The sequence below is a fragment of the Deefgea rivuli DSM 18356 genome (assembly GCF_000620145.1).
GTDB lineage: Bacteria > Pseudomonadota > Gammaproteobacteria > Burkholderiales > Chitinibacteraceae > Deefgea > Deefgea rivuli.
In genome coordinates, this window is sequence record NZ_JHVM01000008.1 from 153,849 (window position 1) to 178,575 (window position 24,727).

19 protein-coding genes are annotated in these 24,727 nt (G+C 48.8%); 9 read left to right on the forward strand and 10 right to left on the reverse strand.

What is annotated here, in order from left to right; translation table 11 throughout:
• Positions 1-79: 79 nt before the first annotated feature.
• Positions 80-1,288 carry a monovalent cation:proton antiporter-2 (CPA2) family protein gene (locus tag Q320_RS18265; RefSeq protein ID WP_035852167.1) on the forward strand — a complete coding sequence of 403 codons (1,209 nt, stop codon included), beginning with the start codon at positions 80-82 and terminating at the stop codon, positions 1,286-1,288.
• Positions 1,289-1,364: 76 nt separating this feature from the next.
• Here Q320_RS18265 and tkt read toward each other — a convergent pair whose 3' ends face one another.
• The 5 genes from tkt to Q320_RS0103345 all read right to left on the reverse strand — a co-directional run bounded on the left by tkt (position 1,365) and on the right by Q320_RS0103345 (position 7,839).
• On the reverse strand, positions 1,365-3,365 hold the full coding sequence (gene tkt, locus Q320_RS0103320) for a transketolase (RefSeq protein ID WP_027467828.1): 2,001 nt from the start codon (positions 3,363-3,365) through the stop codon (positions 1,365-1,367).
• Between the two features lie 365 nt (positions 3,366-3,730).
• The gene (locus tag Q320_RS0103330) at positions 3,731-5,458 is read right to left on the reverse strand and encodes a PHA/PHB synthase family protein (RefSeq protein WP_027467830.1); all 1,728 of its coding nucleotides are present in this window, start codon (positions 5,456-5,458) and stop codon (positions 3,731-3,733) included.
• Positions 5,459-5,601: 143 nt separating this feature from the next.
• A complete protein-coding gene (gene murU, locus Q320_RS0103335; RefSeq protein WP_035852049.1) occupies positions 5,602-6,294 on the reverse strand; it encodes an N-acetylmuramate alpha-1-phosphate uridylyltransferase MurU in 693 nt (230 codons plus the stop codon).
• Positions 6,287-6,811: a hypothetical protein gene (locus Q320_RS0103340; RefSeq protein WP_027467832.1), complete on the reverse strand. Its 525-nt coding sequence runs from the start codon at positions 6,809-6,811 to the stop codon at positions 6,287-6,289. The genes murU and Q320_RS0103340 overlap by 8 nt, the downstream gene beginning before the upstream one ends.
• A gap of 35 nt (positions 6,812-6,846) precedes the next feature.
• Positions 6,847-7,839, reverse strand: a complete 993-nt coding sequence (locus tag Q320_RS0103345) for an aminoglycoside phosphotransferase family protein (protein WP_027467833.1) — start codon at positions 7,837-7,839, stop codon at positions 6,847-6,849.
• A 162-nt stretch (positions 7,840-8,001) separates the two neighbouring features.
• On the opposite strand from Q320_RS0103345, the gene Q320_RS0103350 reads away from it, so the two are divergent.
• The 5 genes from Q320_RS0103350 (at position 8,002) to Q320_RS0103370 (ending at position 14,256) form a co-directional block, all read left to right on the forward strand.
• Positions 8,002-10,107 (forward strand): LPS-assembly protein LptD, encoded by a 2,106-nt coding sequence (locus Q320_RS0103350; protein WP_169734428.1) that lies wholly within the window; start codon positions 8,002-8,004, stop codon positions 10,105-10,107.
• A 12-nt stretch (positions 10,108-10,119) separates the two neighbouring features.
• Positions 10,120-11,409 (forward strand): peptidylprolyl isomerase, encoded by a 1,290-nt coding sequence (locus Q320_RS0103355; RefSeq protein ID WP_027467835.1) that lies wholly within the window; start codon positions 10,120-10,122, stop codon positions 11,407-11,409.
• The gene (pdxA, locus tag Q320_RS0103360) at positions 11,409-12,419 is read left to right on the forward strand and encodes a 4-hydroxythreonine-4-phosphate dehydrogenase PdxA (RefSeq protein WP_027467836.1); all 1,011 of its coding nucleotides are present in this window, start codon (positions 11,409-11,411) and stop codon (positions 12,417-12,419) included. The genes Q320_RS0103355 and pdxA overlap by 1 nt, the downstream gene beginning before the upstream one ends.
• A gap of 128 nt (positions 12,420-12,547) precedes the next feature.
• On the forward strand, positions 12,548-13,333 hold the full coding sequence (gene rsmA, locus Q320_RS0103365; protein ID WP_027467837.1) for a 16S rRNA (adenine(1518)-N(6)/adenine(1519)-N(6))-dimethyltransferase RsmA: 786 nt from the start codon (positions 12,548-12,550) through the stop codon (positions 13,331-13,333).
• Positions 13,334-13,515: 182 nt separating this feature from the next.
• Positions 13,516-14,256 carry an amino acid ABC transporter ATP-binding protein gene (locus tag Q320_RS0103370; RefSeq protein WP_027467838.1) on the forward strand — a complete coding sequence of 247 codons (741 nt, stop codon included), beginning with the start codon at positions 13,516-13,518 and terminating at the stop codon, positions 14,254-14,256.
• Between the two features lie 115 nt (positions 14,257-14,371).
• On the opposite strand, the gene Q320_RS20565 is transcribed toward Q320_RS0103370, so the two are convergent.
• The 5 genes from Q320_RS20565 to Q320_RS0103395 form a co-directional block, all read right to left on the reverse strand.
• Positions 14,372-16,984 (reverse strand): sensor domain-containing phosphodiesterase, encoded by a 2,613-nt coding sequence (locus Q320_RS20565; protein WP_051534425.1) that lies wholly within the window; start codon positions 16,982-16,984, stop codon positions 14,372-14,374.
• 76 nt (positions 16,985-17,060) lie between these two features.
• Complete coding sequence (topA, locus tag Q320_RS0103380) at positions 17,061-19,361, reverse strand: type I DNA topoisomerase (protein WP_027467839.1); 2,301 nt, start codon at positions 19,359-19,361, stop codon at positions 17,061-17,063.
• Between the two features lie 53 nt (positions 19,362-19,414).
• Positions 19,415-19,873, reverse strand: coding sequence for a DUF494 family protein (locus Q320_RS0103385; protein ID WP_027467840.1), 459 nt, complete (start codon positions 19,871-19,873; stop codon positions 19,415-19,417).
• 8 nt (positions 19,874-19,881) lie between these two features.
• Positions 19,882-20,991 carry a DNA-processing protein DprA gene (gene dprA / locus Q320_RS0103390; RefSeq protein WP_211251160.1) on the reverse strand — a complete coding sequence of 370 codons (1,110 nt, stop codon included), beginning with the start codon at positions 20,989-20,991 and terminating at the stop codon, positions 19,882-19,884.
• Positions 20,992-20,993: 2 nt separating this feature from the next.
• Positions 20,994-22,067: a LysM peptidoglycan-binding domain-containing protein gene (locus Q320_RS0103395; RefSeq protein WP_027467842.1), complete on the reverse strand. Its 1,074-nt coding sequence runs from the start codon at positions 22,065-22,067 to the stop codon at positions 20,994-20,996.
• A 168-nt stretch (positions 22,068-22,235) separates the two neighbouring features.
• Here Q320_RS0103395 and def point away from each other — a divergent pair, with 168 nt between their 5' ends.
• The 3 genes from def (at position 22,236) to htpX (ending at position 24,699) form a co-directional block, all read left to right on the forward strand.
• Entirely contained in the window at positions 22,236-22,739 is a 504-nt protein-coding gene (gene def / locus Q320_RS0103400; RefSeq protein WP_027467843.1) for a peptide deformylase, read from the forward strand.
• Between the two features lie 146 nt (positions 22,740-22,885).
• Positions 22,886-23,812 (forward strand): methionyl-tRNA formyltransferase, encoded by a 927-nt coding sequence (fmt, locus tag Q320_RS0103405; protein WP_027467844.1) that lies wholly within the window; start codon positions 22,886-22,888, stop codon positions 23,810-23,812.
• 35 nt (positions 23,813-23,847) lie between these two features.
• Complete coding sequence (gene htpX / locus Q320_RS0103410) at positions 23,848-24,699, forward strand: zinc metalloprotease HtpX (RefSeq protein ID WP_027467845.1); 852 nt, start codon at positions 23,848-23,850, stop codon at positions 24,697-24,699.
• Positions 24,700-24,727: the final 28 nt, after the last annotated feature.

Genomic DNA, 24,727 nt, shown 5'->3' on the forward strand with positions numbered 1-24,727 from the left:
AGATGTAATTAAGCACTTCATGTGAATACTTGCAGCTGTCATACTGCACATACCCGCCAAATTATTTCAAGGAGCCCGCATGCATCATGACACGCCACTTTTAACGACCTTGGTGCTGGGGCTAGGTTTAGCCTATTTATTTGGCATGTTGGCGCACCGCTTTAAAATGCCGCCGCTGGTGGGCTACTTGGTCGCGGGGATTGTTGTTGGTCCATTTACGCCAGGGCTGATGGCCAATCAAGAACTCGCAACCGAATTAGCTGAAATTGGTGTGATTTTGCTGATGTTTGGTGTTGGCCTGCATTTTTCGATCAAAGACTTAATGAGTGTCAAAAAGATTGCGATTCCTGGCGCAGTTGTGCAAATCGCCATTGCCACGCTAATGGGAATGGGGCTTTCGCATTTAATGGGCTGGCCATGGGGACAAGGTTTCGTCTTTGGTTTAGCGCTCTCAGTCGCCAGTACGGTTGTATTACTCAAAGCCTTACAAAAACACGATGTCGAACACACAGAACAAGGCCGAATTGCGATTGGCTGGTTGATTGTTGAAGATTTAGCGATGGTGCTGGCATTGGTCTTACTGCCTGCGATGGCCGGCTTATTGGGCGGTATTGGCAGCAATAGCAGTGAAGGCATCGGTGAATTGGTCTTGCTCACGCTAGGTAAAGTGATCGGTTTCGTGGCTTTTATGCTGATCATTGGTCGCCGCGTAATTCCGTGGGCCTTAGAAAAAACCGTTTGGACTGGCAGCCGAGAACTATTCCGTTTGGGCGTATTAGCGATCGCCTTGGGCGTGGCTTATGGCGCATCAAAACTCTTTGGCGTTTCATTTGCACTCGGCGCATTTTTTGCCGGTATGGTGCTCGCCGAATCCGAATTTAGCCAACGTGCGGCCGAAGAATCATTACCACTGCGCGATGCGTTTTCCGTACTGTTTTTTGTCTCGGTCGGGATGTTGTTCGATCCAAGTATTATTATCCAACACCCTTTCGCGTTGGTTGGCACGGTGCTGGTGATTGTCATCGGTAAATCACTCGCTGCATGGGGCATTGTTCGCGCTTACGGCTACAACAGCTCCACCGCCAGTACGATTGCCGCCAGCTTGGCGCAGATTGGCGAATTCTCGTTTATTCTCGCCACGCTGGGAATGTCGCTTGGGCTACTCAATTCTGACGCGAATGCGCTAATTATTGCGGGTGCTTTAATTTCTATATTGCTCAATCCGCTGTTGTTTTCGATCTTACTTCGCAAGATACCGGATACTGGTACTGAGCCAAAGACCTCGTAAAATAAGGGCTACAACCCAATACCCAAGCAATAAAAAAAGCGCCCGAAGGCGCTTTTTTTATTGCGGGAGATAAAACTTACTTCACCAATGCTTTCGCACGAGCCACTACGTTTTCTACCGTGAAACCAAAATGCTTAAAGAGCAATGGCGCTGGTGCAGATTCACCAAAGGTATCGATACCAATCACGTCGCCTTCTAGGCCAACATATTTGCGCCAGAAATCGCTGGTTCCAGCTTCGACGGCCAAACGTGGCACGCCCGCTGGCAAGACTGATGCTTTATACGCGGCGTCTTGTTTGTCGAATACATTGGTAGATGGCATTGAAACCACGCGCACCGCAGTACCGGCTGCTGCCAGTTCTGCCGCTGCTTTCACAGCCAGATCAACTTCTGAGCCCGTTGCGATAATCACAACTTGCGGATTTGCTGCATCAACGAGCACATAAGCGCCTTTGGCGATGTCGGCGATTTGCTGCTCAGTACGCGTTTGGAATTGCAAGTTTTGGCGCGTGAATACCAATGAAGATGGTGTAGTGCGCTCACCAATCGCAGCAGCCCAAGCCACCACCGATTCAACGGTGTCGCACGGACGCCATGTGTTCATATTTGGCGTGCAGCGCAGAATTTGCATTTGTTCAACTGGTTGATGCGTTGGACCGTCTTCGCCCAGACCAATCGAATCGTGCGTGTAAACGAAAATATTATTGGTTTTCATCAACGCAGCCATGCGTAATGCATTGAGTGCGTATTCGCAGAACATCAGGAAGGTGCCGCCAAACGGACGGAAACCGCCGTGCAGAACGAGTCCATTCATGATCGCGCTCATACCAAACTCACGTACACCGTAGCTGATATGGTTGCCCGAAATTTGGCCATTTTCAACTTTCAAGCTCGTTGAGCCTTTCCAGTTGGTCAAATTAGAACCCGTCAAATCAGCTGAGCCGCCGAGCATTTCTGGTGCTGATGGGCACAGCGCCGACAAAGCATTTTGGCTGGCTTTACGCGTCGCGATGGTTTCAGCTTTGGTATTTGCATCAGCAACAGCGGCTGCAACTACTTCGTTCCAATTGGCAGGCAATTCGCCTTTCATACGGCGCGTAAATTCAGCCGCTTCCGCAGGGAATTGCGCCGCGTATTTCGCGAACAATCCATCCCACTCAGCTTCCCACGCTGCACCAGCTGCTTTTTTATCCCAACCTGCATACACCTCAGCAGGGATTTCAAATGGTGCGTGTGACCAACCAATCGCTTCGCGCGTCAAGGCGATTTCAGCATCGCCCAATGGCGCGCCGTGACAATCGTGACTGGCGGCTTTATTTGGCGAGCCTTTACCGATAATCGTTTTGCAGCAAATTAGCGTTGGTTTTTTAGTTTCAGCTTTGGCCGCATCAATCGCCGCTTCCAGCGCATCCACATCATGCCCATCGACATCGGCAATCACATGCCAGCCGTAAGATTCAAAGCGTTTTGGCGTGTCATCGGTAAACCAGCCTTCAACGTGGCCGTCGATGGAAATACCATTGTCGTCCCAGAAAGCGACCAATTTGCCCAAGCCCAAAGTACCAGCGTAAGAGCAAGCTTCATGCGAAATGCCTTCCATCAAGCAACCGTCACCCATAAACACGTAAGTGTAATGGTCAACGATATCTAAACCTGGCTTGTTAAATTGTGCGGCAAGCAGTTTTTCTGCGAGCGCAAAACCGACTGCATTGGTAATACCTTGGCCGAGCGGACCGGTCGTGGTTTCAACGCCTGGCGTGTAATGCAGCTCTGGATGGCCTGGCGTTTTAGAATGAAATTGACGGAAGCTTTTCAGATCATCCATCGATAAATCGTAACCTGTCAGATGCAGCAAAGCGTATTGCAGCATCGAGCCGTGGCCGTTGGACAAAATAAAGCGATCACGATTCGCCCAAGCGGTATTTTGTGGATTGAAGCGCATTTTGCTGCCCCACAAAGCCAAACCGATTTCGGCCATACCCATCGGCGCGCCCGGATGACCCGAATTGGCTTTTTGCACAGCATCCATTGCCAGTGCACGAATTGCATTTGCTAAATCAGTACGCGTTGCTGCCATCACAGTTTCCTCAGATTAAATTGAGCGCTTCATGCGCAAACTTGATTAAAACCACCATTCATAGAAAACAAAACGTTTGTCTCTTATGAGTTTGGCCGTCCCCACGCAAGCGGGTTTGGAATGCTTTGCAGCGAGAATATTTATTCGCTACCGTCAAAATACTTGCTGTCTCTGCACTAAAAAAATGACAGTACATAAAAAAACAGACACGCCAGCATTGTACTCATGCCAGCGCATCTATGATATTGCTTTGGCGCAAAGCTCAGTGCTTGAGCAAAAGTTTTCTAGCCTCGTGTTGTCGCAAGTCGTATTCAATGTACGGTCTGCGGCTGTGGCACTTTAGCAGCTCACTTTTGCTAAGCACATTACTCTAAAACATAACTACCTGGCGCGGCGCAAAGCTTAGGATGCGCGCGGCTAGAGAGTTTAGGTTTTACTTGCTCACCTGAATACGGTTTCAGCCATTCAATCCAGTTCGGCCACCATGAACCAGCAACTTTTTCTTGGCCTTGCAACCAATCTTCAGCACCCTGCGCAGCGGCGGGCTGGCCTTGCCAATAGCTGCGTTTGGATTTTGGCCCCGGCGGATTGATGATGCCAATAATGTGGCCTGAGGTCGATAAGGTGAATGTCACTGGTGCAGCGACCCGATCCACCAAGGTAAACGTCTGTTTCCACGGCGCGATATGGTCTTCTTCGGCGCTAACCATATAAATCGGCTGCGTGATTTTGCCCAAATCAATCGGCTGCCCGGCAATCGTCAGCGCATCGGGCTGAATCATTTTATTGTGCCAATACAATTCGCGCAGATACGTGTGGTGCATTTTTTTCGGCATCCGTGTCGTATCCATATTCCAATACAACACATCAAACGCCATCGGCGTTTCGCCCATTAAATAATTGCTCGCCCAGTAGTTCCAAACGAGGCTATTGCTACGCAGCATACGGAAACTCGCGGCCATATCTTTGCCATCGAGATAACCTTTGCGCTCCATAATGGTATCGATGTAATCAAGGCCATCTTCGTCGATAAAGACTTCAATATCGCCGGGACGTTCAAAATCGGTCAACGTGGTCAATAAGGTCGTTGATGCCACAGGCACTTGCTCTGGATTTTTCCGATTCGCCCAAGCGAGGTACAAACTCACCAAAGTACCGCCAATGCAATAACCCAATAAATTGACTTTATCGCTACCCGAAATTTCGCGTGCCACATCGATGATTTTGGCGATGCCATCAGTCAAATAGTCATCCATACCGACTTCGGCCATAGACGCATCTGGATTTTTCCAGCTTGTCACAAACACCGAAAATCCTTGATCGACTAGATATTTAATAATGCTTTTTTGTGGGTTTAAATCGAGGACGTAATATTTGTTAATCCACGGCGACACCAAAACCAGCGGAACCTTATGAACTGTTGGGGTATTGGCCTCGTAGTGAATCACTTCAAGGAGTTTACCCCGATACACCACCGCGCCTTCGGTCGTAGCGAGGTTTTCACCGACGGTAAATGCCGATAAATCAGTCATCGCAATATCGCCAGCGGCTTTATCACGTTTAAAGTTTTCCCAACCTTGCTGCAAGCTCTCGCCACGCGTCGCCAGCGCTTTGGCTAAGGCCGTTGGATTAGTCAGCAGAAAATTAGTTGGAGCCAATGCATTGAGGAATTGGCGTAGCCAAAAAGCAGATTTGCTGCGTTCTTGCTCGGTCAACCCCGGCGTGGCGTAGAGGGAGTTTTGTAGCCAGCGCGTATTGAGCAAATAATATTCTTTGATGCTGTCCCAGAAGGGCGAATCACACCAAATCGGATCAGTAAACCGCGGGTCTTCTGGATGGGGAGGAATACAGTCAGAATCGGGCTCACCCAAATAACGGCGCAGCGTAAAACCTTGCAAACGAACTAGATCATTCACATAGCGACTGAGCGCAGTGTGTAATTCTGTAGGATGCGTCAACCACGCTTGCTGCGCCTTCGATGTTGTTGCCAATAAGCCAAATGGATCAAGGGTTTGGCGTAACTGATGTTTCAGCTGCTGATTGCGCGCGGCTTGATCGATATAAAATTGCTCAAACACTGATGATTCAGACATAAAGCTTCCCCAATCGTGACGATCAACCTTCAATCTACGTTGCGGCGCAACAAAAAACAAGCGTAGTTTTCCCTATTAGGCGGCTTAATTTTTCGGCAATAAATCTATATTTTTCTAAAGACATTAAGAAACTAAATAAGCCATCAACGCGCGGCCACCAGTGAGCGAGCAAACTCTAAACGCTCCACCGTACCGACATCCAGCCATTCGCCACGATAACACTCACCACTCACCTGCCCTGCTGCCATTGCCTTTAGCAAACAGGGCAATAAAGGCATCGCCGCATCCGTTGGCACGCCAGCAAAAAACGCGGGTTGATACGCTGCAATGCCGCAAAAAGTGTAGGGCGTGTCGCTCTCGCCGCAAGGCTGAACCATGCCATCGCGCAAAGTCAGATCGCGGCCTGTTGGATAACCGGCTTTGGGCACCAAGACTAAATGCGCCAATGCGCCACTGACAGGCAATTGCTCAGCGGTTTTACTCAGCGACGTAAAATCAAAATCAGTGAACACATCACCATTCACCACCATAAATGGCGCATCGCCGAGTAAGGGCAAAGCGCGTGCAATCCCCGCAGCCGTTTCTAAAGCTTGGGTTTCAGCCGAATATTGAATCTGCACACCAAAAGCCGCGCCGTCACCCAGTTCAGCCTCAATTTGCGCACCCAACCAAGCATGATTAATCACAATATCGCGCACACCAGCGGCAGCAAGGCGGCGTAAATGCCAGCCTATCAGCGGCGTTCCGCCGACATCGAGTAGCGGCTTAGGCATCACATCAGTTAAAGGCCGCATCCGTTCGCCACGACCCGCAGCGAGTATCATTGCTTTAGTCATTGTTCTTGTCGCTCATCTTTTTCATATATTTTTTCTCTATTTCCCATACCATCGAAACAGTCAAACCAAATAGGATTAGCAAATAAAACAAGACCACTGTGTCAAAATTTTTAAACCATCGATTCTGAATATTTTTTCTGGCTTTTTCTTTAGAGTAAATAACTGTTCCTGTTTTAATGTCTTCAATTTGTACTAAAAACCGCATCCTTCGAGTTGAATCGAACATCTGACCAGTAACATCGACCCACTGAACCTCGACATAGCGACCCTCTAGCTGTGAGTAGCAACCACGACCTGAATACCCTCTACTTGGCCCGTATGAGGTCCAATATGCGATGCCATTAATTAGGCCTATTGAGTTTTTTCCATTTTTAGTACAACGCAAAATACCACGGTCAACATGAATCAATTCATCTGCAATGATTGGCTCTGGAAAGGGTTCATCAAAATAAAACCAAGCCACTCCCAACATAAAAATAATAATCCAGAAGCAACTGGCTTTGCGTAGGCCGAACATGCACAAACTCTATATGTAATTTTTTCAAAAAAGAATCAAAAACTAAATCCAGTTTCTACCGGCGTGCCGTGCAGATTAAGTAACAAACGCCCAAGCGGCGTCAGCTCGCTATAACGCAAACACACTTGGCGCACATATTGGAATACACGCGGAATGTCGGCTTGGTATTGCGATTTATTGTCGCGGTATTTCAAGCGCGCAAACAGACCAAGGATTTTCAGATGACGTTGTAAACCTGCCATTTCAAAGGCCAAATAAAAATCGCCAAAATCCTCATGCACCGGCAGACCTGCAGCGCGGGCTTGCTCCCAATAACGAATCGCCAAATCCAGCGCAAAGGTTTCGCCAAATTCGATATAAGCATCGCGTAATAAAGACACTAAATCGTAAGCAATCGGGCCTTTCACTGCGTCTTGAAAATCAATCAAACGCAGCGCGTCGTTTTGCACCAAGATATTGCGCGAATGGAAATCTCTATGCATAAACACCGTCGGCTGGCTCAGAATTCGCGTGGTAATCAGCGCGCACGAGCGCTCCCATGTGGCCAATTCTTTACCGCTTAAAGTCACGCCAAATTGCTGACCAAAATACCATTCGAGGCAAATATTGAGTTCACGCTGAATAAATTCGCCATCAAACCTGGGCAAACCATCGTCCGAGGTATTGGCTTGCAGATCAACAAGCATTTTGATTGCACGCAGATACCATGCTTTAGCGGTTTCTTCATTGAGTAAACTCGCCAAAGTCACATCACCTAAATCTTCAAGCACAACAAAACCCAGACTTAAATCTTGCTCGTACACCGCTGGCACTGCAATATCAGCGCCAGCCAATTGCTGCTGACGCGCCAAAAACGGCGCGGCATCGAATACCGCCGGATCAAACTCCATGATGATGACGCTGCGATCAGGATAAGTTGCACGCCAATATTGCCGCACACTCGCGTCCTCAGCCGCCAAAACTACAGATTGTGGCGCACTGCCGTGGACTTGCTGTAACCAATTGGAGAGCTGTTCGCTGCGATTCATTTGAAATTTCGGCCTTATTGACAACGTTTGATAAGAAAGTTCGGGGCGTTTACTGCTAGAATCCTCCAATTCTATCAAAGTAATGACAAAAGCCACATGCGGGTGCGCAATTCTCCTCCCTACCAAATTAATATCGTGGCCCTGTCCTTGGCCGTGCTGCCGATGTTCGCGTACGCAACCAGTTCAGAGCAGCCTGTCGAGCCGCCCATTTTCATCGAGGCCGATCAAGCCAGCGTGCAAGAAGGACAATATTCTGAAGCGCGCGGCAATGTGATTGTGAATCGCGATGGCGTCGTCGTGAATGCCGACTGGGTCAAATACGAGCTGGAAGCCGATCGTGTTCATGCCGGTGACGCCGTCAAAATGGTACAAAAAGGCGATACGCTCGAAGGCACGACGCTGAATATGACCATCAACACGCGCGTTGGCGAGATGGACAACCCGATTTATCACATGGCAGAAGGCTTGGTGCGCGGGGATGGCGTCAAAGTGCTATTTGCTGGGCAAGATAAATACCGGATTCAGCGCGGCCGAATGACCACTTGCCGTGATGGACAAGATGACTGGTATTTACATGCCGAAGAAATTGATCTGGATTACACCACCAACTACGGCCAAGCATGGCATGGTTGGGCCGAATTTAAAGGCGTACCGTTTTTCTACTACCCTTGGGTTGATTTTCCGCTCGATGGCGGCAGAAAATCAGGCTTTTTAATGCCCACTTTTGGCTATAGCAACACCAATGGCTTGCAATACAGCCAACCTTATTACTGGAATATTGCCCCGAATTACGATGCCACAATCACGCCAGGCTATTACGGTAAACGTGGTGTGATGCTGGGTGGCGAGTTTCGTTACCTGCAGCCGGAATACGCTGGGATTATTCGTGCGGCGGGGATTAAAGACAATGAAACCGATACCGACCGCTATGGTGTTTACTTTCAGCACAATCAAACGCTCACGGATCGCTTATCTCTCAATCTGAGTTATCAGAAAGTCTCTGACTCTGATTATTTTATTGATTTTTCTGACTCCCTGGCTGGCGCATCACAAGTCAATTTACCGCAAGAAGCGCTGCTTAATTATAACGGCGACTTCTGGTCGACTTATTTGCGCGTGCAGCGCTACCAAACACTGCAAACGCCAAGCAATCCGGTCGACATTCCCTACTGGCGGATGCCGCAGTGGTATTTCACCGCTGCGCCACAAGTGGGCTATGGCTTAGAAACCCGTATTAGCGGCGAAATAACTCGCTTTGTGAATGACACCAAGGTGCATGGCGACCGCGCTTGGATTAATCCAAGTGTGAGTTTACCGCTCGCCAATAGCTACGCTTTTATTACGCCACGTTTGAGCGTGCAGGCCAATACTTACCGCTCTGAATCGGCTTCTGGGCAAAATCTGGGGAGCGAGTCATTGGTCGTGCCGATAGCAAGCATCGATTCAGGACTGTTTTTTGAACGCGAAGGCGAATTATTTGGCTCTGGGATTGTACAAACACTAGAGCCGCGAGCTTACTACCTCTACGCACCCTACAAATCACAGGCCAATATTCCCAATTACGATTCGGCACTCGCCACCTTGTCTTGGTCGCAACTCTTTGCCGAGAATAAATTTACGGGCCGCGACCGCGTTAATGATGCGAACAATCTAACTTTAGCTGTGAGTTCGCGGATTTTTGACGATGCTAGCGGGATTGAACGTTTCTCACTGGGTGTCGGTCAGCAGTTTTATTTAAGCTCACCCAAAGTCACTTTATCGGGCCAAGACAATGCCTCTGAAGAAAAAGATTCCAATTTATTTCTAACCGTAGGCAGCCAGCTACCGTATAACGTTAACGTTAATTATTTGCTGCAACAAGACTTAAACAGTCAACGGACAATGAATGCCGAATTGGATTTGAACTGGACACCGAGTGAGTTTAAAACGCTGAACCTGCGCTATGCACGCAATCAAGATCTCGAACAAGTTTCAATGTCCGGACAATGGCCGATTAGCAATGGTTGGTATGCTGTTGGTCGCCAAAACTATTCACTTAAAGACAGTAAATCACTAGAGACGATTGCTGGGCTTGAATATAATGCCGGCTGTTGGGCGCTGCGCTTTGCCGCACAGCGCTATGTCACGACCAATGACAAGTACAAAACAAACTATTTTGCAGTCTTAGAATTAGGCGGTTTGGCAGGAATTGGGATGAACCCGATCAGCTTATTGAAGCAATCCATCCCAGGTTATGCTGACACTTACCGCACCCCAAAACTTCGTTAAAGGCACTACCGTATGAAGACTCAGACCTTGCTACGTACAGCAACGCTTACTTTAACGCTGTTCAGCAGCTCCTTGATGGCTGAAATCATTACCGCAGATCGCGTTATTGCGATTGTGAATCGTAATGCCATCACTCAAGTCGAGCTGAACCAGAAAATAAATACCGTTCGCGCAAATCTGACAAAACAAAATGTCAAAGCGCCGCCCGAGCAAGTTTTGCAAGAGCAGGTTTTAGAGCGCTTGATTCTGGATCAACTGCAACTGCAGTATGCCCAGCAATCAGGTATTCGCATTGACGACAATCAGCTAGAAGCGGCAATCAACCGAATTGCAGCGCAAAATGAAATGTCTTTACCGCAGTTTCGCAAAAAACTCGAAGAAACCGGCATTACGTGGCGTGCATTTCGCGATCAAATTCGCCAAGAAATGACCTTGTCGCGCCTAAAAGATCGGGAGATCGACAATAAAGTCGTTGTCACTGAATCTGAAATTGATGACTACCTCAAACTTGCCGCCAATAAAGCGCAAATGGAATACGATCTGGCGCAAATTTTTGTGCCACTACCGGAAAATGCGAGTCCAGATCAAATTCAAGAGCGCCGCTTGCGGATTCAATCTGCACGCCAAGAACTCGAAACGGGCGCCTCATTTGCCAGTGTCGCGGCCAGCTATTCAGGTGACAAAAACGCCAACTCGGGTGGCGCTTTAGGCTGGCGTCCGGCTGGCTCACTGCCACCGGCATTTACCGCCCTACTCGACAAATTGCAGCCCGGCGGGCTAACCGACATTGTGCGTAGCCCTGCTGGTTTCCACGTTTTCAAATTGATTGATAAACGCACCCAGCAAGAGCAAGTGGTGGTGCAGCAGACTCGCGCGCACCATATTTTAATTCGTAGCAACGAAATCACCTCGACTACCGATGCAAAACAAAAATTAGCGCAATTGCGCCTCCGAATTGTCAACGGTGAGAAATTTGAAGATCTAGCGAAAGCGTTTTCTGACGATGCCACCGCCCCCAAAGGTGGCGATTTAGGCTGGCTCAATCCAGGTGAAACCGTACCCGATTTTGAACGAGCGATGGATGCGCTAAAAATTGGTGAAGTGAGTGCGCCAGTGCAAAGCCCATTTGGTTTTCACATTATTCGCGTGGATGAGCGCCGCAAACAAGACGTCACGCTAGAGCGGGCTCGCTTCAAGTTACGTAGTGAATTAAAACAACGTAAAGCTGAAGAGCAATATGACGACTGGCTACGCCAATTGCGTGACCGCGCTCATATCGAAATTCGTTTGAAGGACGAGTAATGCAATCTGTATTGGCGATCACCACCGGAGAACCTGCAGGTATTGGCCCAGAGCTTTGTATCAAATTAGCTCACAGCAATATACCCAATCCATTAGTCTTATTGGCTGATCGCCAATTATTAATCGAGCGTGCGGCATGCGTTGGCATTGATTACGCCGAAGTTGCCGCTTGGCCCGATTATCACACAGGCAGTAATGCGCCCATTTCGATCTTGCACATTCCATTAGCTGCGCCCTGTATTGCTGGGCAACTCAATCCAGCTAACTCAGCGTATGTACTGGCTTTGCTTGATCGCGCGATTGATGGCTGTGTCGCTAAGGAATTTGCTGCCATTGTCACTGCACCGCTGCATAAAGGTGTCATTAATGATGCCAAGCTGGGCGGGTATTTCTCTGGGCATACCGAATACCTTGCTGAGCGAACCAATACCCAGCAGGTCGTCATGATGCTGGCGGGCGAGTATACCAACGAGAAAAAAATGATGCGCGTCGCGCTGGCGACAACCCATCTGCCACTCAAAGACGTTTCCAGCGCACTTACAGCAGAGTCACTCGAAAACACACTGCGCATTTTGCAGCAAGATTTACAGCAGCAATTTGGCTTGCCGCAACCGCGAATCTTGGTCGCAGGTCTGAATCCGCATGCAGGTGAAAGCGGTCATATGGGGCGCGAAGAAATTGACGTCATCATTCCAGTGCTCAACAAACTGCGCGCAGAAGGCATGACGCTAATTGGCCCCCTACCCGCTGATACCTTATTTAATCCACCGATTCTGGCGCAAGGCGATGCGGTTTTGGCGATGTATCACGACCAAGGCTTGCCAGTTTTGAAGTTTGCGACATTTGGCGCGGGCATTAACATCACACTCGGCCTGCCGATTATCCGCACTTCGGTCGATCATGGCACCGCACTCGATTTAGCCGGCACAGGCCGCGCTGAAGTCGGTAGCTTAATTTCTGCAACGCAACTCGCTGCAACACTCTGTGCATCACACTCATTAACGTCCTAGCGCTGGGCTTCTCTACTTGGTTTTTTGCAAAACGACCAACGGGAAAGCGACTCGCGAAGACTGTTTTACAATAGCGAGGAAACTCGCTTTTTTATTTTTGTCTGTTCCCGCTGGGAACAAGGATTCACATGGCACACATCCCACGCAAACGCTTTGGGCAAAACTTTTTGCAAGACCAAGGTGTCATCGCAGGCATTATCAATGCCGTTGACCCACAAGCGGGCGACGTTATTGTTGAAATTGGACCGGGCTTGGCCGCGCTCACTGCGCCGCTATTGGCCTGTGTACCGCAACTGAATGTCGTTGAAATCGACCGCGATATTGTCAGTCATTTATCCAATATTTATCCGCCAGAACGCCTTATCATTCACAACGCCGATGCGCTGAGTTTTGATTTTGGTGCGCTCGCGCGCGAAATTGCGCCGGGCAAACGTATCAAATTAGTCGGCAACCTGCCCTACAATATTTCGACACCGCTACTGTTTCATCTCGCAAGCTTTGCCGACATTATTTACGACATGCATTTTATGCTGCAAAAAGAAGTCGTCGAACGCATGGTGGCCGAGCCGAGCACCACCGATTACGGCCGTTTGTCCATCATGCTGCAATACCGTTATTTGATGGATCACATTATCGACGTTCCGCCAGAATCGTTCGACCCACCGCCTAAAGTCGATTCGGCCGTAGTGCGGATGGTGCCGTACGACACGCTGCCCTACCCCGCTAAAAACGAAGAGCATCTACGCAAACTGGTGCAGACCGCCTTCTCGCAACGCCGCAAAACGCTACGCAATAATTTGAAAGGCATTACCAACGATCAAGTGCTCGCCGATTTGGGCATTGATCCAAGCTGCCGCCCTGAGAATGTCAGCGTCGCTCAATATGTGGCGCTCAGCAATGCCTTAGCAAACTAAGTACCCGTGCAATAGTTTAGGCAAGGCGGGCAAGGCGCAGACAGTACCTTGAGTACGACAAGGCACGATGCAAGACAATTTTTGCCTCACTCGTGCCTCATCTGCTAAGGGATTTCCCCGCTAGGCTAAGACTTAATACCCTCACAAAATGACAGGCTCAAATAATGAATGCCAACGTGACCATGATTCGCTTTAATAATGTCAATAAATGGTATGGCCGTGACCACCATGTATTAAAAAACCTCAACCTTGAGGTGAAGCAAGGCGAAGTTGTGGTCGTTTGCGGCCCCTCCGGCTCGGGAAAGTCGACGCTGATTCGCACCATTAATCAGCTTGAGCCGATTAATGACGGTGAAATCTGGGTAGATGGGATTCAAGCTAATAGTACGAAAACCAATATCAATAAATTGCGTGAAGATGTGGGCTTTGTATTCCAGCATTTCAACCTCTACCCCCACCTCTCCGTGCTAGAAAACATCACGCTAGCGCCGATTACCGTAAAAAAAACCGCCCCCGCCGAAGCGAATCAACGAGCCTTAGAGCTGCTAGAACGCGTGGGTTTATTGAATAAAAAAGATACTTACCCAAGTAATCTTTCAGGTGGACAACAACAGCGCGTCGCGATTGCACGCGGTCTGGCGATGAATCCACGCGTGATGTTGTTTGATGAGCCAACCAGCGCGCTTGATCCTGAAATGATCGGTGAAGTGCTCAGCGTGATGAAGCAGCTCGCGGAATCGGGCATGACCATGATGGTCGTGACGCATGAAATGGGCTTTGCCCGTGAAGTGGCTGATCGCGTGATTTTTCTCGATCATGGTGAGATTGTCGAAGACACGATGCCAGAAAGCTTTTTCACTAATCCGCAAACCGATCGCGCCAAGCAGTTTTTACGCCAAATTCTGGCACCAATGCATCAATAAATGGCTTACTGCTTGCCCAATAAAAAAGCTTAGCATGCGCTAAGCTTTTTTATTAACTAATATCGATAGGTATTTTCTCATAACCATTGATTATTAATGCCTACACAGACATACCCTACATCTTTGCCAGTAAACCCAAGCGCATCCACAACTCGGCGACCCCCGCCGGAACCGGTTCACTAAAATAAAATCCCTGCATATAATTCACGCCCAAACCTTGCAAGAAGCGCGCCGTTTCTAGGTTTTCTACACCTTCAATCACCAGATCTAATTGCAGGCCTTGCGCCATTTGCGCAATAGCCTGCATCACACGGCGGCCCTCTTCGGTATGCAAACGCTGCGCGAATGACACGTCCACTTTGAGCATTTGTGCAGGCATTTCATGCAATTGCGAGAGTGACGAATAACCCGTACCAAAGTCATCAATCGCCAGCTCGAATCCTGCCAAACGCAACTGGCGTAAATGTCGCATTTGCCGCGAATAATCGGTCAGTGCGACGCTTTCGGTAATTTCTAAAATCACATCCGATGGCCGCAAACGGAACTGGCTTAAACGTTCGACCAATTGCGTTACAAAATTAGGCAAGAATAATTGGCTGCGCGAGATATTAATCATCATTTTCTGCGCCAAACCCACATCACGCCAATCACGCAGCTTCGCAAACGCAATCAGCATAATTTGCTCAGACAACTCTTGAATAAGGCCGACTTTTTCCGCCATTGGAATAAATAATTCAGGGCTAATCCAGCCACTTTTATCATCCAGCCAACGCGCCAACGCTTCGACCGCAATCACTTCTCCGGTACGGGAATTGACAATCGGCTGGTAAAACACTTGCAAACCACCGTGCTTAATTGCGCTGGAAAGCCGCGACTGTATCGCCACATGCTCACGACCCAAAGCTTTTAAATGCACAATATCGCTGTAGAAACAGGCGTTATTACGACCCGCGTGTTTGGCGTGGTACATCGTGTGATCGGCGGCCGACAATAGCTCTTCGCCGCTTTCTGCGTTATCCGGATAAATCGCAAAACCGACTGAAATCGTCGGCTGAGTCTCCATGCCATTAATACTAATCGTCTCCCGCGCTGCCGAGCGCAGTAACTCGGCAATTTGCTTGAGCTGATTGCTGTCTTTCAAATGGGGAATCAAAGCAATAAATTCATCGCCACCCCAACGCGCCAACACAGCATCTTCGGGCAAGACCGCTTTGAGACGTCGTGACAAACTGATTAATAATTCATCACCGGTTTTATGGCCAAACGCATCATTAATTTGTTTAAAGTGATCTAAATCGATAAATCCCAAGCCCACTTTACAGTTTTCCACCCGCGCCTCATCAATCGCGCGGTGCAGCTCATCATCGAGTAATAATCGATTCGGCAGACTAGTCAGCCCGTCATACAGCGCCAACTGAGTAATATGCTGCTCATTTAAGTGCGCCACTGTCACATCACGCAACACGCCGCGCAAACCCGCCACTTTGCCATCAGGGCCTTGGTGCGCGATTAAGCGTGCCTCTACCCAAATAAACTCACCATCGTCGCGCATGAGTCTAAAACGCACGCTCGCGGGTTCTGCCGATTTCACCATTTGCGCCAGCACGCTCCCCACCAGACTCGTGTCTTCTGGGTAAACCCAAGACAATAAAGAGCGGCCGATATCTTGGCTTAGATGGCGTGGATCAATGCCGCGCAGACGAGGCCAAACGGCGGTGGTTTCGGTTAAATGCCCTGCAGGCGATAAATCGATAATCGCTTCTTCCAACAAATTGAGCGTATCGAGCATGGTTTTTTTACGTGCGGCATCTTGCATCAACACGGTGACGTCTTGCATTAGCACCACAGCATGCTGCTTGGTACCGGCACTTACTGGCTGCAAGCGCACTAAAAAGCAGATATTGCCCTGCGCCAGCGTACAGTGAAACTGCATACTGGCGTGACCTGCTAGTAATTTTGGCAGTCGATGCACCAATTCACTGGCCAGCTCGAACGGCAGCGCAACGGTCAATGGACGACCCAACAAAGTCTCAACAGGCGGCAAGCTCGGGTGCCCCGACCAGACTTGGCAAATCACGCCATTGGGTTCCAGCTCAAACACCATATCTTGCGTACCGCCCACCAAAGCGCGGAGGCGCTGCTGATTGGCGAGTGACTCAGCTTCCACTTTGGCTTTCAGCAAAGCTTGCGCCACATGATTGGCCAGCATCGACAATAAACGCAGCTCGGTGCTCTCTCGTTGCTGACGCTCATCATCATTTAAAAAAATCAAAAACCCGAATAAATGCCCATTGTCTAAGAGCGGAATGCAGAGCAACTGGCGCACGCCGACTTGGGCCAATAGCATTTGCTCAGCCAAAGGAAGCTCCAGCAAAGACTTATTTAATATCATACCCACAGTAAGGGTATCGGCCAGTAGCGGATACTGATCATAGGCTAGCGAGACAAACGGTTGGGGGGTATTTATCGCCAGATGGCATTCCTGATCACGCCACGCCGCAACCATGCGCGCGACTTTACCATCAGCCTCATTCAAGTACAGCCCCGTCATACTGCTGTGCGATGCCTCACCCAAAGTACGCAACATTTCAATCAACGCGTCCGGATCATCCGCGTTAGCGAGCAAACTCACGACATTGTCAAAGGCATTAAAATAGGTGTGATAAACACCTAGCGCCTCGTGAGCGGCATAGTTCGCTGATATTGAAGAAAAATTCTCTGGCTGCACAAAAGCCCCAAGTAATATTCAAGTTAGCTTTTTGACTTCAAACGAAAAACGGGAACCGATTCGATTCCCGTTGTATTTACTTCGGTTCTTTTTCTGGCGGTGGTATCAGCACTTCGCTGTAACCACATTCCTTCTGTGGACACACTTTCTCTGTACCACGGCGTTTAGTGACTTTAATCGTCATAATCGGCCATTTGCATTGCGGGCACGCCTCCAACACTGGCGGATTCCACGTTGCATACTTGCAATCTGGATAGGTATTGCATGAATAGAACAATTTACCGTAACGGCTCTTACGCTCAATCAAACTACCTTTATGACACTCAGGGCATTCAATCCCAGTGTCTTTCGGTTTTTCCAGTGGTTCGATATGCTTACATTTTGGATACGCCGAGCAACCAATGAATTTACCGTAACGACCCAATTTGATATGCAGCGGTGATTCACATTTCGGGCAAGTTCGATCTGGCACCACTTCAGGCTCAAGTGGCACTGCATCCGGATCATCACCAATATTGCGGGTGTAATCACACTCTGGATACGAGGTGCAGCTAATAAAGCGACCACGACGCCCTAAGCGGATCGATAGTTTATGCTTACCGCATTTCGGGCAATCTTCATCCATCGCTTCATGCGTTGCTTCAGCACGCGATAAAGCTTGTTTTTCTTCGACCTGCTTATGAAATTTAACCCAGAACTCTTCCAGCACCGGAATCCATTCACGACTACCGTTGGAAATTTCATCGAGCTTGTCTTCCAATTTCGCCGTGAAATTGTAATCGACGTACTGCGTGAAATGCTCGGACAAAAACTTATTCACCACTTCACCGGTGTCGGTCGGCGTGAAGCGTTTTTTATCCAAAATCACGTATTCGCGATCTTTCAGCGTAAAAATAATCGACGCATAAGTTGAAGGACGGCCAATGCCGAATTCTTCCAGCGATTTGACTAAACTTGCTTCAGTAAAGCGCGGCGGTGGTTGCGTGAAATGCTGCTCGCCAGAGATTTTTTCGACTGGCAGCGCATCGCCTTCCGTCATCACCGGCAGACGGGCTTCATCTTCGTCATCATCCACATCGTCGGCATCTTCTTGATATACGGCGATAAAGCCAGGAAATACCAAGGTTTGCCCCGTCGCGCGGAATAGATTTTCGGGACCACCAACTGCGATATCAACTGCCACCGTATCAAATTTTGCCGACGTCATTTGACAGGCCAGCGTGCGCTTCCAAATCATTTGATACAGCTTGAATTGTTCTGGCGACAGGAAGGTTTTTACTGATTCTGGCGTGCGATGAATCGATGTAGGACGTACGGCCTCATGCGCTTCTTGCGCATTTTTGGCTTTATTTTTATAAGCAATAGGATCTTTGGGCAGATAATCTTTATCAAACTGCTCACTGATATAGCCGCGAATTTCAGCCAAAGCGTCATTTGATAATGCCACCGAGTCGGTACGCATATAGGTAATCAAACCGACTGTTTCACCGCCGAGATTAATCCCTTCATACAGTTGCTGCGCTGTACGCATGGCTCTATCGGTTGTAAATCCAAGTTTACGTACCGCTTCTTGTTGCAAAGTTGAAGTCGTAAATGGCGCAGCAGGGCTGCGCGATTTCTTTTTCTTTTCAACTGAATGAACAACGGCGTCTTTACCCGCCAAGCCATTCAAAATGGTAGTTTGCTCAGCTTCGTTCGGAATATCAAACTGATCGAGCTTCTTGCCTTGCCAAGTCGTGAGCTTGGCCGCCACTTTGCTGCGGCCTTTTTTGGTATCCAGATGAATCGACCAATATTCTTGCGGATTAAACGCGCGAATTTCAATTTCACGCTCGCAAATCAAGCGCAGCGCAGGGCTTTGCACCCGACCAGCGGATAGGCCTGTGCGCACCTTGCGCCACAATAGCGGAGATAGATTAAAACCGACCAAATAATCCAGCGCGCTACGTGCTTGCTGTGCATTGACCAAATTGAAATCAATATCACGTGGATTGGCGACGGCATGCAATACAGCGGTTTCAGTAATTTCATGAAACACGACTCGTTTAAAGGTTTTCTCAGGGCTAACTAACTTTTTAGCCTTGAGAATTTCCATGATGTGCCAAGAAATGGCTTCACCTTCGCGGTCCGGATCGGATGCGAGGTAGACGTGATCGGCAGCTTCAACCGCATCACAAATGGCATCGACGTGCTTTTTGTTTTTATCGATAACCTGGTACTTCATTTTGAAGTCTTTCTCAGGATCAACCGAACCCGACTTGCGAACTAATCCGCGCACGTGTCCGTAAGAGGCAAGGATTTGAAAATCCTTGCCTAAGTATTTTTGCAGAGTTTTCGCTTTCGAAGGCGACTCAACGATAAGTAGATTGGCCGGCATGGTTCCCCAAGGCAGCAGAGATTCGAAAACTGGAGTGTGTGGCGCAGCTCACCTTAGTGTAAGGCAAACCCTTCGCGACCAAACAACAACTCCTCGATAAGGAGATTGGTTAAAGCATCACGCTTTTGCCAAATCACCATTAAAACTATTAATTTAATCCGCTCCAGCACGACCTCACCATCCGGTTCACGCCAAAGTCGATCTAGCACCAACTCACGCTCACCTGCACTTAACACTCGCGTGGCATCCAAAGAGTGTAAGAAAGCAGCAGCCTCTTCACTGAGGCGCTCTAATTCAATCGGATGCAAAGAGCGAAAGCCCAACTCTTTAGAATCCAACATTTGATACGGCGTGATATCGATTTGCTTTAATTCAGATAACCAAGTCAAAGCGTCGTGAATATCTTCACCCTCAAAGCCCGCCAAAGATAGTTTTTTGGCCAGCAAAGACATATCTGGCAAGCCATCTGCGTTGTAAAACTGCTCAAAAAGGTAAGCAAGGACTTCTAACATAATCTAATTTAAACCCCACCGCCAATGCGTTGATAGCGTCCGCCAGGCAAAGAAGCCAGCTTCCCTTCTAATTCCAAACCCAACAGAATCTCGCACAGCGCCGCATTCGTCAAGCCAGTCTTTTCAATTAACGTTTCTAAATCGATCGGATCCCAGCCTAATACATCCCATATTGCTAAATCACTACCGCTCTGTTCGACCTGATTTTTGGCTACTGTTGGTACAGTAAATAAATCATTCCCAAAACATAATTCAGCCAAAATATCATCCGCCGACTCGACTAACTTGGCTCCATTTTTAATTAAAGCATGGCAGCCCTTCGCTAACGGAGAATGAATTGATCCAGGAATAGCGAACACTTCACGCCCAATATCGACTGCCTGACGGGCGGTGATTAAAGAGCCGCTCCCCAGAGCGGCCTCCACCACCAAACAACCCAAACCCAGTGCCGCAATAATCCGATTACGCTGCGGAAAATGCCCAGCTAGCGGCGGCGAACCCAGCGCAAACTCAGATAGAATCAAGCCTTCTTTAGCCAGTTGGTGCGCTAAGTCACGGTTGCTGGCAGGATAAATTCGATCCAAGCCAGTGCCAATGACAGCAATGCTCGATCCCTGCCCTACCAAACCACCACGATGCGCTGCGGCATCAATCCCGCTGGCCAAACCACTGACAATACACAAACCACCACCCGATAAATGCTGAGCAAACGCTTGTGCATTCGTAACGCCTTGCGGGGTGGAGTTACGACTTCCTACAATACTGAGTGCGGGCTTTTTCAATAAATTCAAGTCACCTTTCGCATACAGCAGCGTTGGCGGATCAGGTAAAGACAATAGTTGAGAAGGATATCGGACATCATTCAAAGTCAACAGGACGTGATTTTCATCTTCCAACCAATCCATTGTTGCTTTAAGTTCTGGGTAATCAAGGCGCTGAGCCGCATTAATAATTGCATCACCCAGCACGGGCGAGACCAATCCTTTCAACTCCGCGCGTGATGCAGCAAAAATAGCTGCGGGCTCACCCAGAGCCCGCAACAATAACAATTGGCTACGAACTCCCAAACCTGAAATTAGGGAGAAGCGTAGCCAAGTTTCTAATTCAGCATCAAACAATATTATTCTGCTTCTACCGCCGCCTCAGCCCGAACTTCATCACCAATATTCACTGGCAAGGTGCTATCAAGCACCAGCGCATAAGAGACTTTTGGGAAAACGCGGTAAACAAATAAATTCCCACTCCGAATTGGCGGTGTGAACCGAGTTGGCTCAGAACTAACTTCTTTTTTGATTTCACGCGGTGCTTTATAGCTAAATAAAACAGTCCCCACATCCACGCCGTGCAAGGCGCCACGATTCAGAACAACGGTCGTTAAGGAGCCTGCTTCAGTCACACCGCCATAAGTTGAAATCACTTTTCCGGAAATCGCCTGCGCTGGCAGGTGAGGGACATAATTAATAAATTGCTTTTCCGGCGCACGAATTAAACGATCACCGACAGTGATTTCTTGGCGGCTGCTCACAACCACTAAAGTTGAAACATCGCCTTCGCGTGTCACACGCACATCGCCCAAATAGTTCACTTCGATACCGATGACTTCTTTCGGATCATCCGGATTAATTAATTCTTTACCTTTACGAAACACCTGCCAAGTTTCCCCAGCAGCCGCATCCATAAAATCTACCGAATAAATTTGCTCACCCGGACCAAACAACAAGCGGTTATCTGGGCCCGCAGCAATGCGCGGCGCAGCCGTGAAGTCCTCAACGCTCATCACCAGTGGCTTCGATAAAAACGGCTCAATCGACGTGTATGGGATACTCGCAATAGCGCCACCCGAATTTGGGATTTCACGAATTCGTGGGCTCAGTTTGCCTGTGCCACTACGTCCGTCCACTTTCTGGTTTTTAAGTAGCTTTAAACGTGGCTGCCCGCTGGATGTATCCAGCACGATGACATCACCAGGGTAAATCCAGTGCGGATTTTTAATGTCTTCTTTATTGAGTTGCCAGATTTCCGGCCAGCGCCAAGGCTGGTTTAAGAATTTCCCAGAAATTCCCCATAAAGTATCACCCTTCACCACGACATAGCGGTCAGGGGCATTCTTAGCCAATTTAAGTTCATCAGCCAATAGTGGAGCAGAAAGAAAACCTGCCACGAGAAGTAGCGATACAATGGATTTACGCATCATGATTTGAGCCCAGTTCTTGCGGTTAATCGATCCACAAGCAAAAATTCAAAAGAAGTTGATTGATATGGCCTTGATATCACAACCAAATCAACCCATATCCAATATAATATATTCTATAGCTTATCTATTATTAATTCTGCATATAAACTTTTGGTCTAGCAAGCAAACATGGCAATCTTAAACATTCTGCACTATCCCGACGAGCGCTTACATACAATTGCGCAGCCTGTGACTGTTTTTGACACAGTCCTGCAACGTCAAATCGACGACATGGCAGAAACCATGTACGCCGCACCAGGTATAGGCTTGGCCGCGTCACAAGTCGACTTTCATCAGCGATTGGTCGTTATAGACATTTCTGAAGAGAAAAACGAACTACTGGTTCTGATCAATCCACAAATTATCAGTGCTGACGGTCATACCACATACGAAGAAGGCTGTTTGTCGGTGCCTGGTATTTATGAAGAGGTTGAGCGCGCCGAAACGCTCACGGTGCAAGCCTTGGATCGCCACGGAAAACCTTTCACCTTGCATGCAGAAGGTCTACTGGCCATTTGCATTCAACACGAAATCGATCATTTAGACGGTAAGATTTTTGTCGAAAAACTCTCTCGCCTCAAGCTCAGTCGTATTGTGCAAAAAATCAAAAAAAATCAAAAAAAAACCATGTGAGTTGCGATAGCAGTCGCTCAGTCTAACGTAACAAACTATCGCAAACACTGGGCAACTTATAGAAACAGGTTCTCAAACGGACTTTTAGCACCACGCAAATCCCTTGCTGACTTGTCCACACCTCACACTTTGATACCGCACATACGATGAAAATTATTTTCGCAGGAACTCCCGATTTTGCGGCTCAAGCACTCAGTGCGCTGATCGCTGCGGGGCATGAAATCGTCATGGTGCTCACTCAGCCTGATCGCCCGAGTGGCCGTGGCATGAAGCTCACGCCTTCTGCCGTGAAAAATGTCGCTCTAGAGCAGCAAATCCCAGTGTACCAGCCTGAAAAATTACGCAGCGCAGAGCAACAAGCACCTTTAATGGGTATAGACGCCGATGTCATGGTGGTTGCTGCTTACGGCCTGATACTACCGCAAATTATTTTAGATTTACCGCGCTTTGGTTGCCTGAATATTCATGCTTCATTGCTGCCGCGCTGGCGCGGTGCTGCACCGATTCAGCGCGCGATTTTGGCTGGTGATCAAGCCACCGGCATCACCATTATGCAAATGGATGTAGGGCTAGATACCGGTGATATGTTGTCGGTGCATGTGACGCCGATCATGCCAGATGACAATGCCGCCACCTTGCACGACAAACTGGCAGCACAAGGTGCAGAGGCGATTGTCGATGCGCTGGCTAATTTAAGCAGCCTAGAACGCCGCGTGCAGCCCGCAGAAGGCGTCACTTACGCTGAGAAATTAAGCAAAGAAGAAGCATTGATTGATTGGACGCAGACAGCCACGCAGTTGGATTTAAAAATCCGTGCCTTTAACCCCTTCCCTAGCGCACAAACCTCACTCGATGGCGTTATATTGAAATTATGGCGCGCCACGCCCATCGACGGAACAGGCGTGATCGGTTCGATTATCGCCATCGATAAAGAAGCCATCACCATCGCCTGTGGCAGCGGCGCTTTGCGCGTCACTGAATTACAAAAATCCGGCGGCAAGCGTTTGAGTGCTAATGCGTTTTTAGCCGGCTCTCCACTTGAAGTTGGCACGCAATTTGCAGTTAACGTTTAATTTCATCGCGCAGCCCCACGCAAGGAATCAGCCTCATGGATAACTGGTTTAAAACGACGCTACTGATGGCCGCCATTTTGGCGCTGTTTATGCTGATGGGTGGACTCATTGGTGGCCGTAGCGGCATGTTGATGGCACTGATTTTGGGTGGCGGAATGAATATTTTCGCTTACTGGAACTCGGACAAGATGGTGCTCAAAATGTATAACGCGCATCAAGTCGATGCGCGTACTGCACCCGAACTCTATGGCATGGTCGAAGAACTTGCGCGCAACGCCGGCTTGCCGATGCCTAAAGTTTTCGTTATTGATGAAGACCAACCCAATGCCTTTGCGACGGGGCGCAATCCAGAAAATGCCGCCGTTGCGGCCACTACGGGCATTATGCGCGTGCTGTCGTATCGTGAATTACGCGGCGTAATGGCGCATGAATTAGCCCATGTGCAACATAGGGACATTTTGATTTCAACGATTTCGGCAACGATGGCCGGTGCAATTTCGGCACTCGCCAACTTTGCGATGTTTTTCGGTGGCCGCGACAGCAACGGCAATAGCATCAATCCAATTGCCAGAATTGCTCTCGCGCTGCTCGCGCCACTTGCTGCTAGCGTGATCCAAATGGCGATTTCCCGCTCACGCGAATTTGAAGCCGATGCGGGCGGCGCACGGATTTCGGGAGATCCAGCAGCACTGGCCGATGCCTTATTAAAAATTGAAGCCTTTGCGCGTGGCATTCCACTCCATACCGCTGAAGCGCATCCAGCAACGGCGCAAATGATGATTATCAACCCCTTGCGTGGCGGCGGCCTGCAAGATTTATTTCGCACTCATCCACGCACCGAAGAGCGCGTTACGCGGCTCAGAAACATGAGCCACGGCAGAATTTAACCATTAAGGGTATTTAGTTGCATGCCTT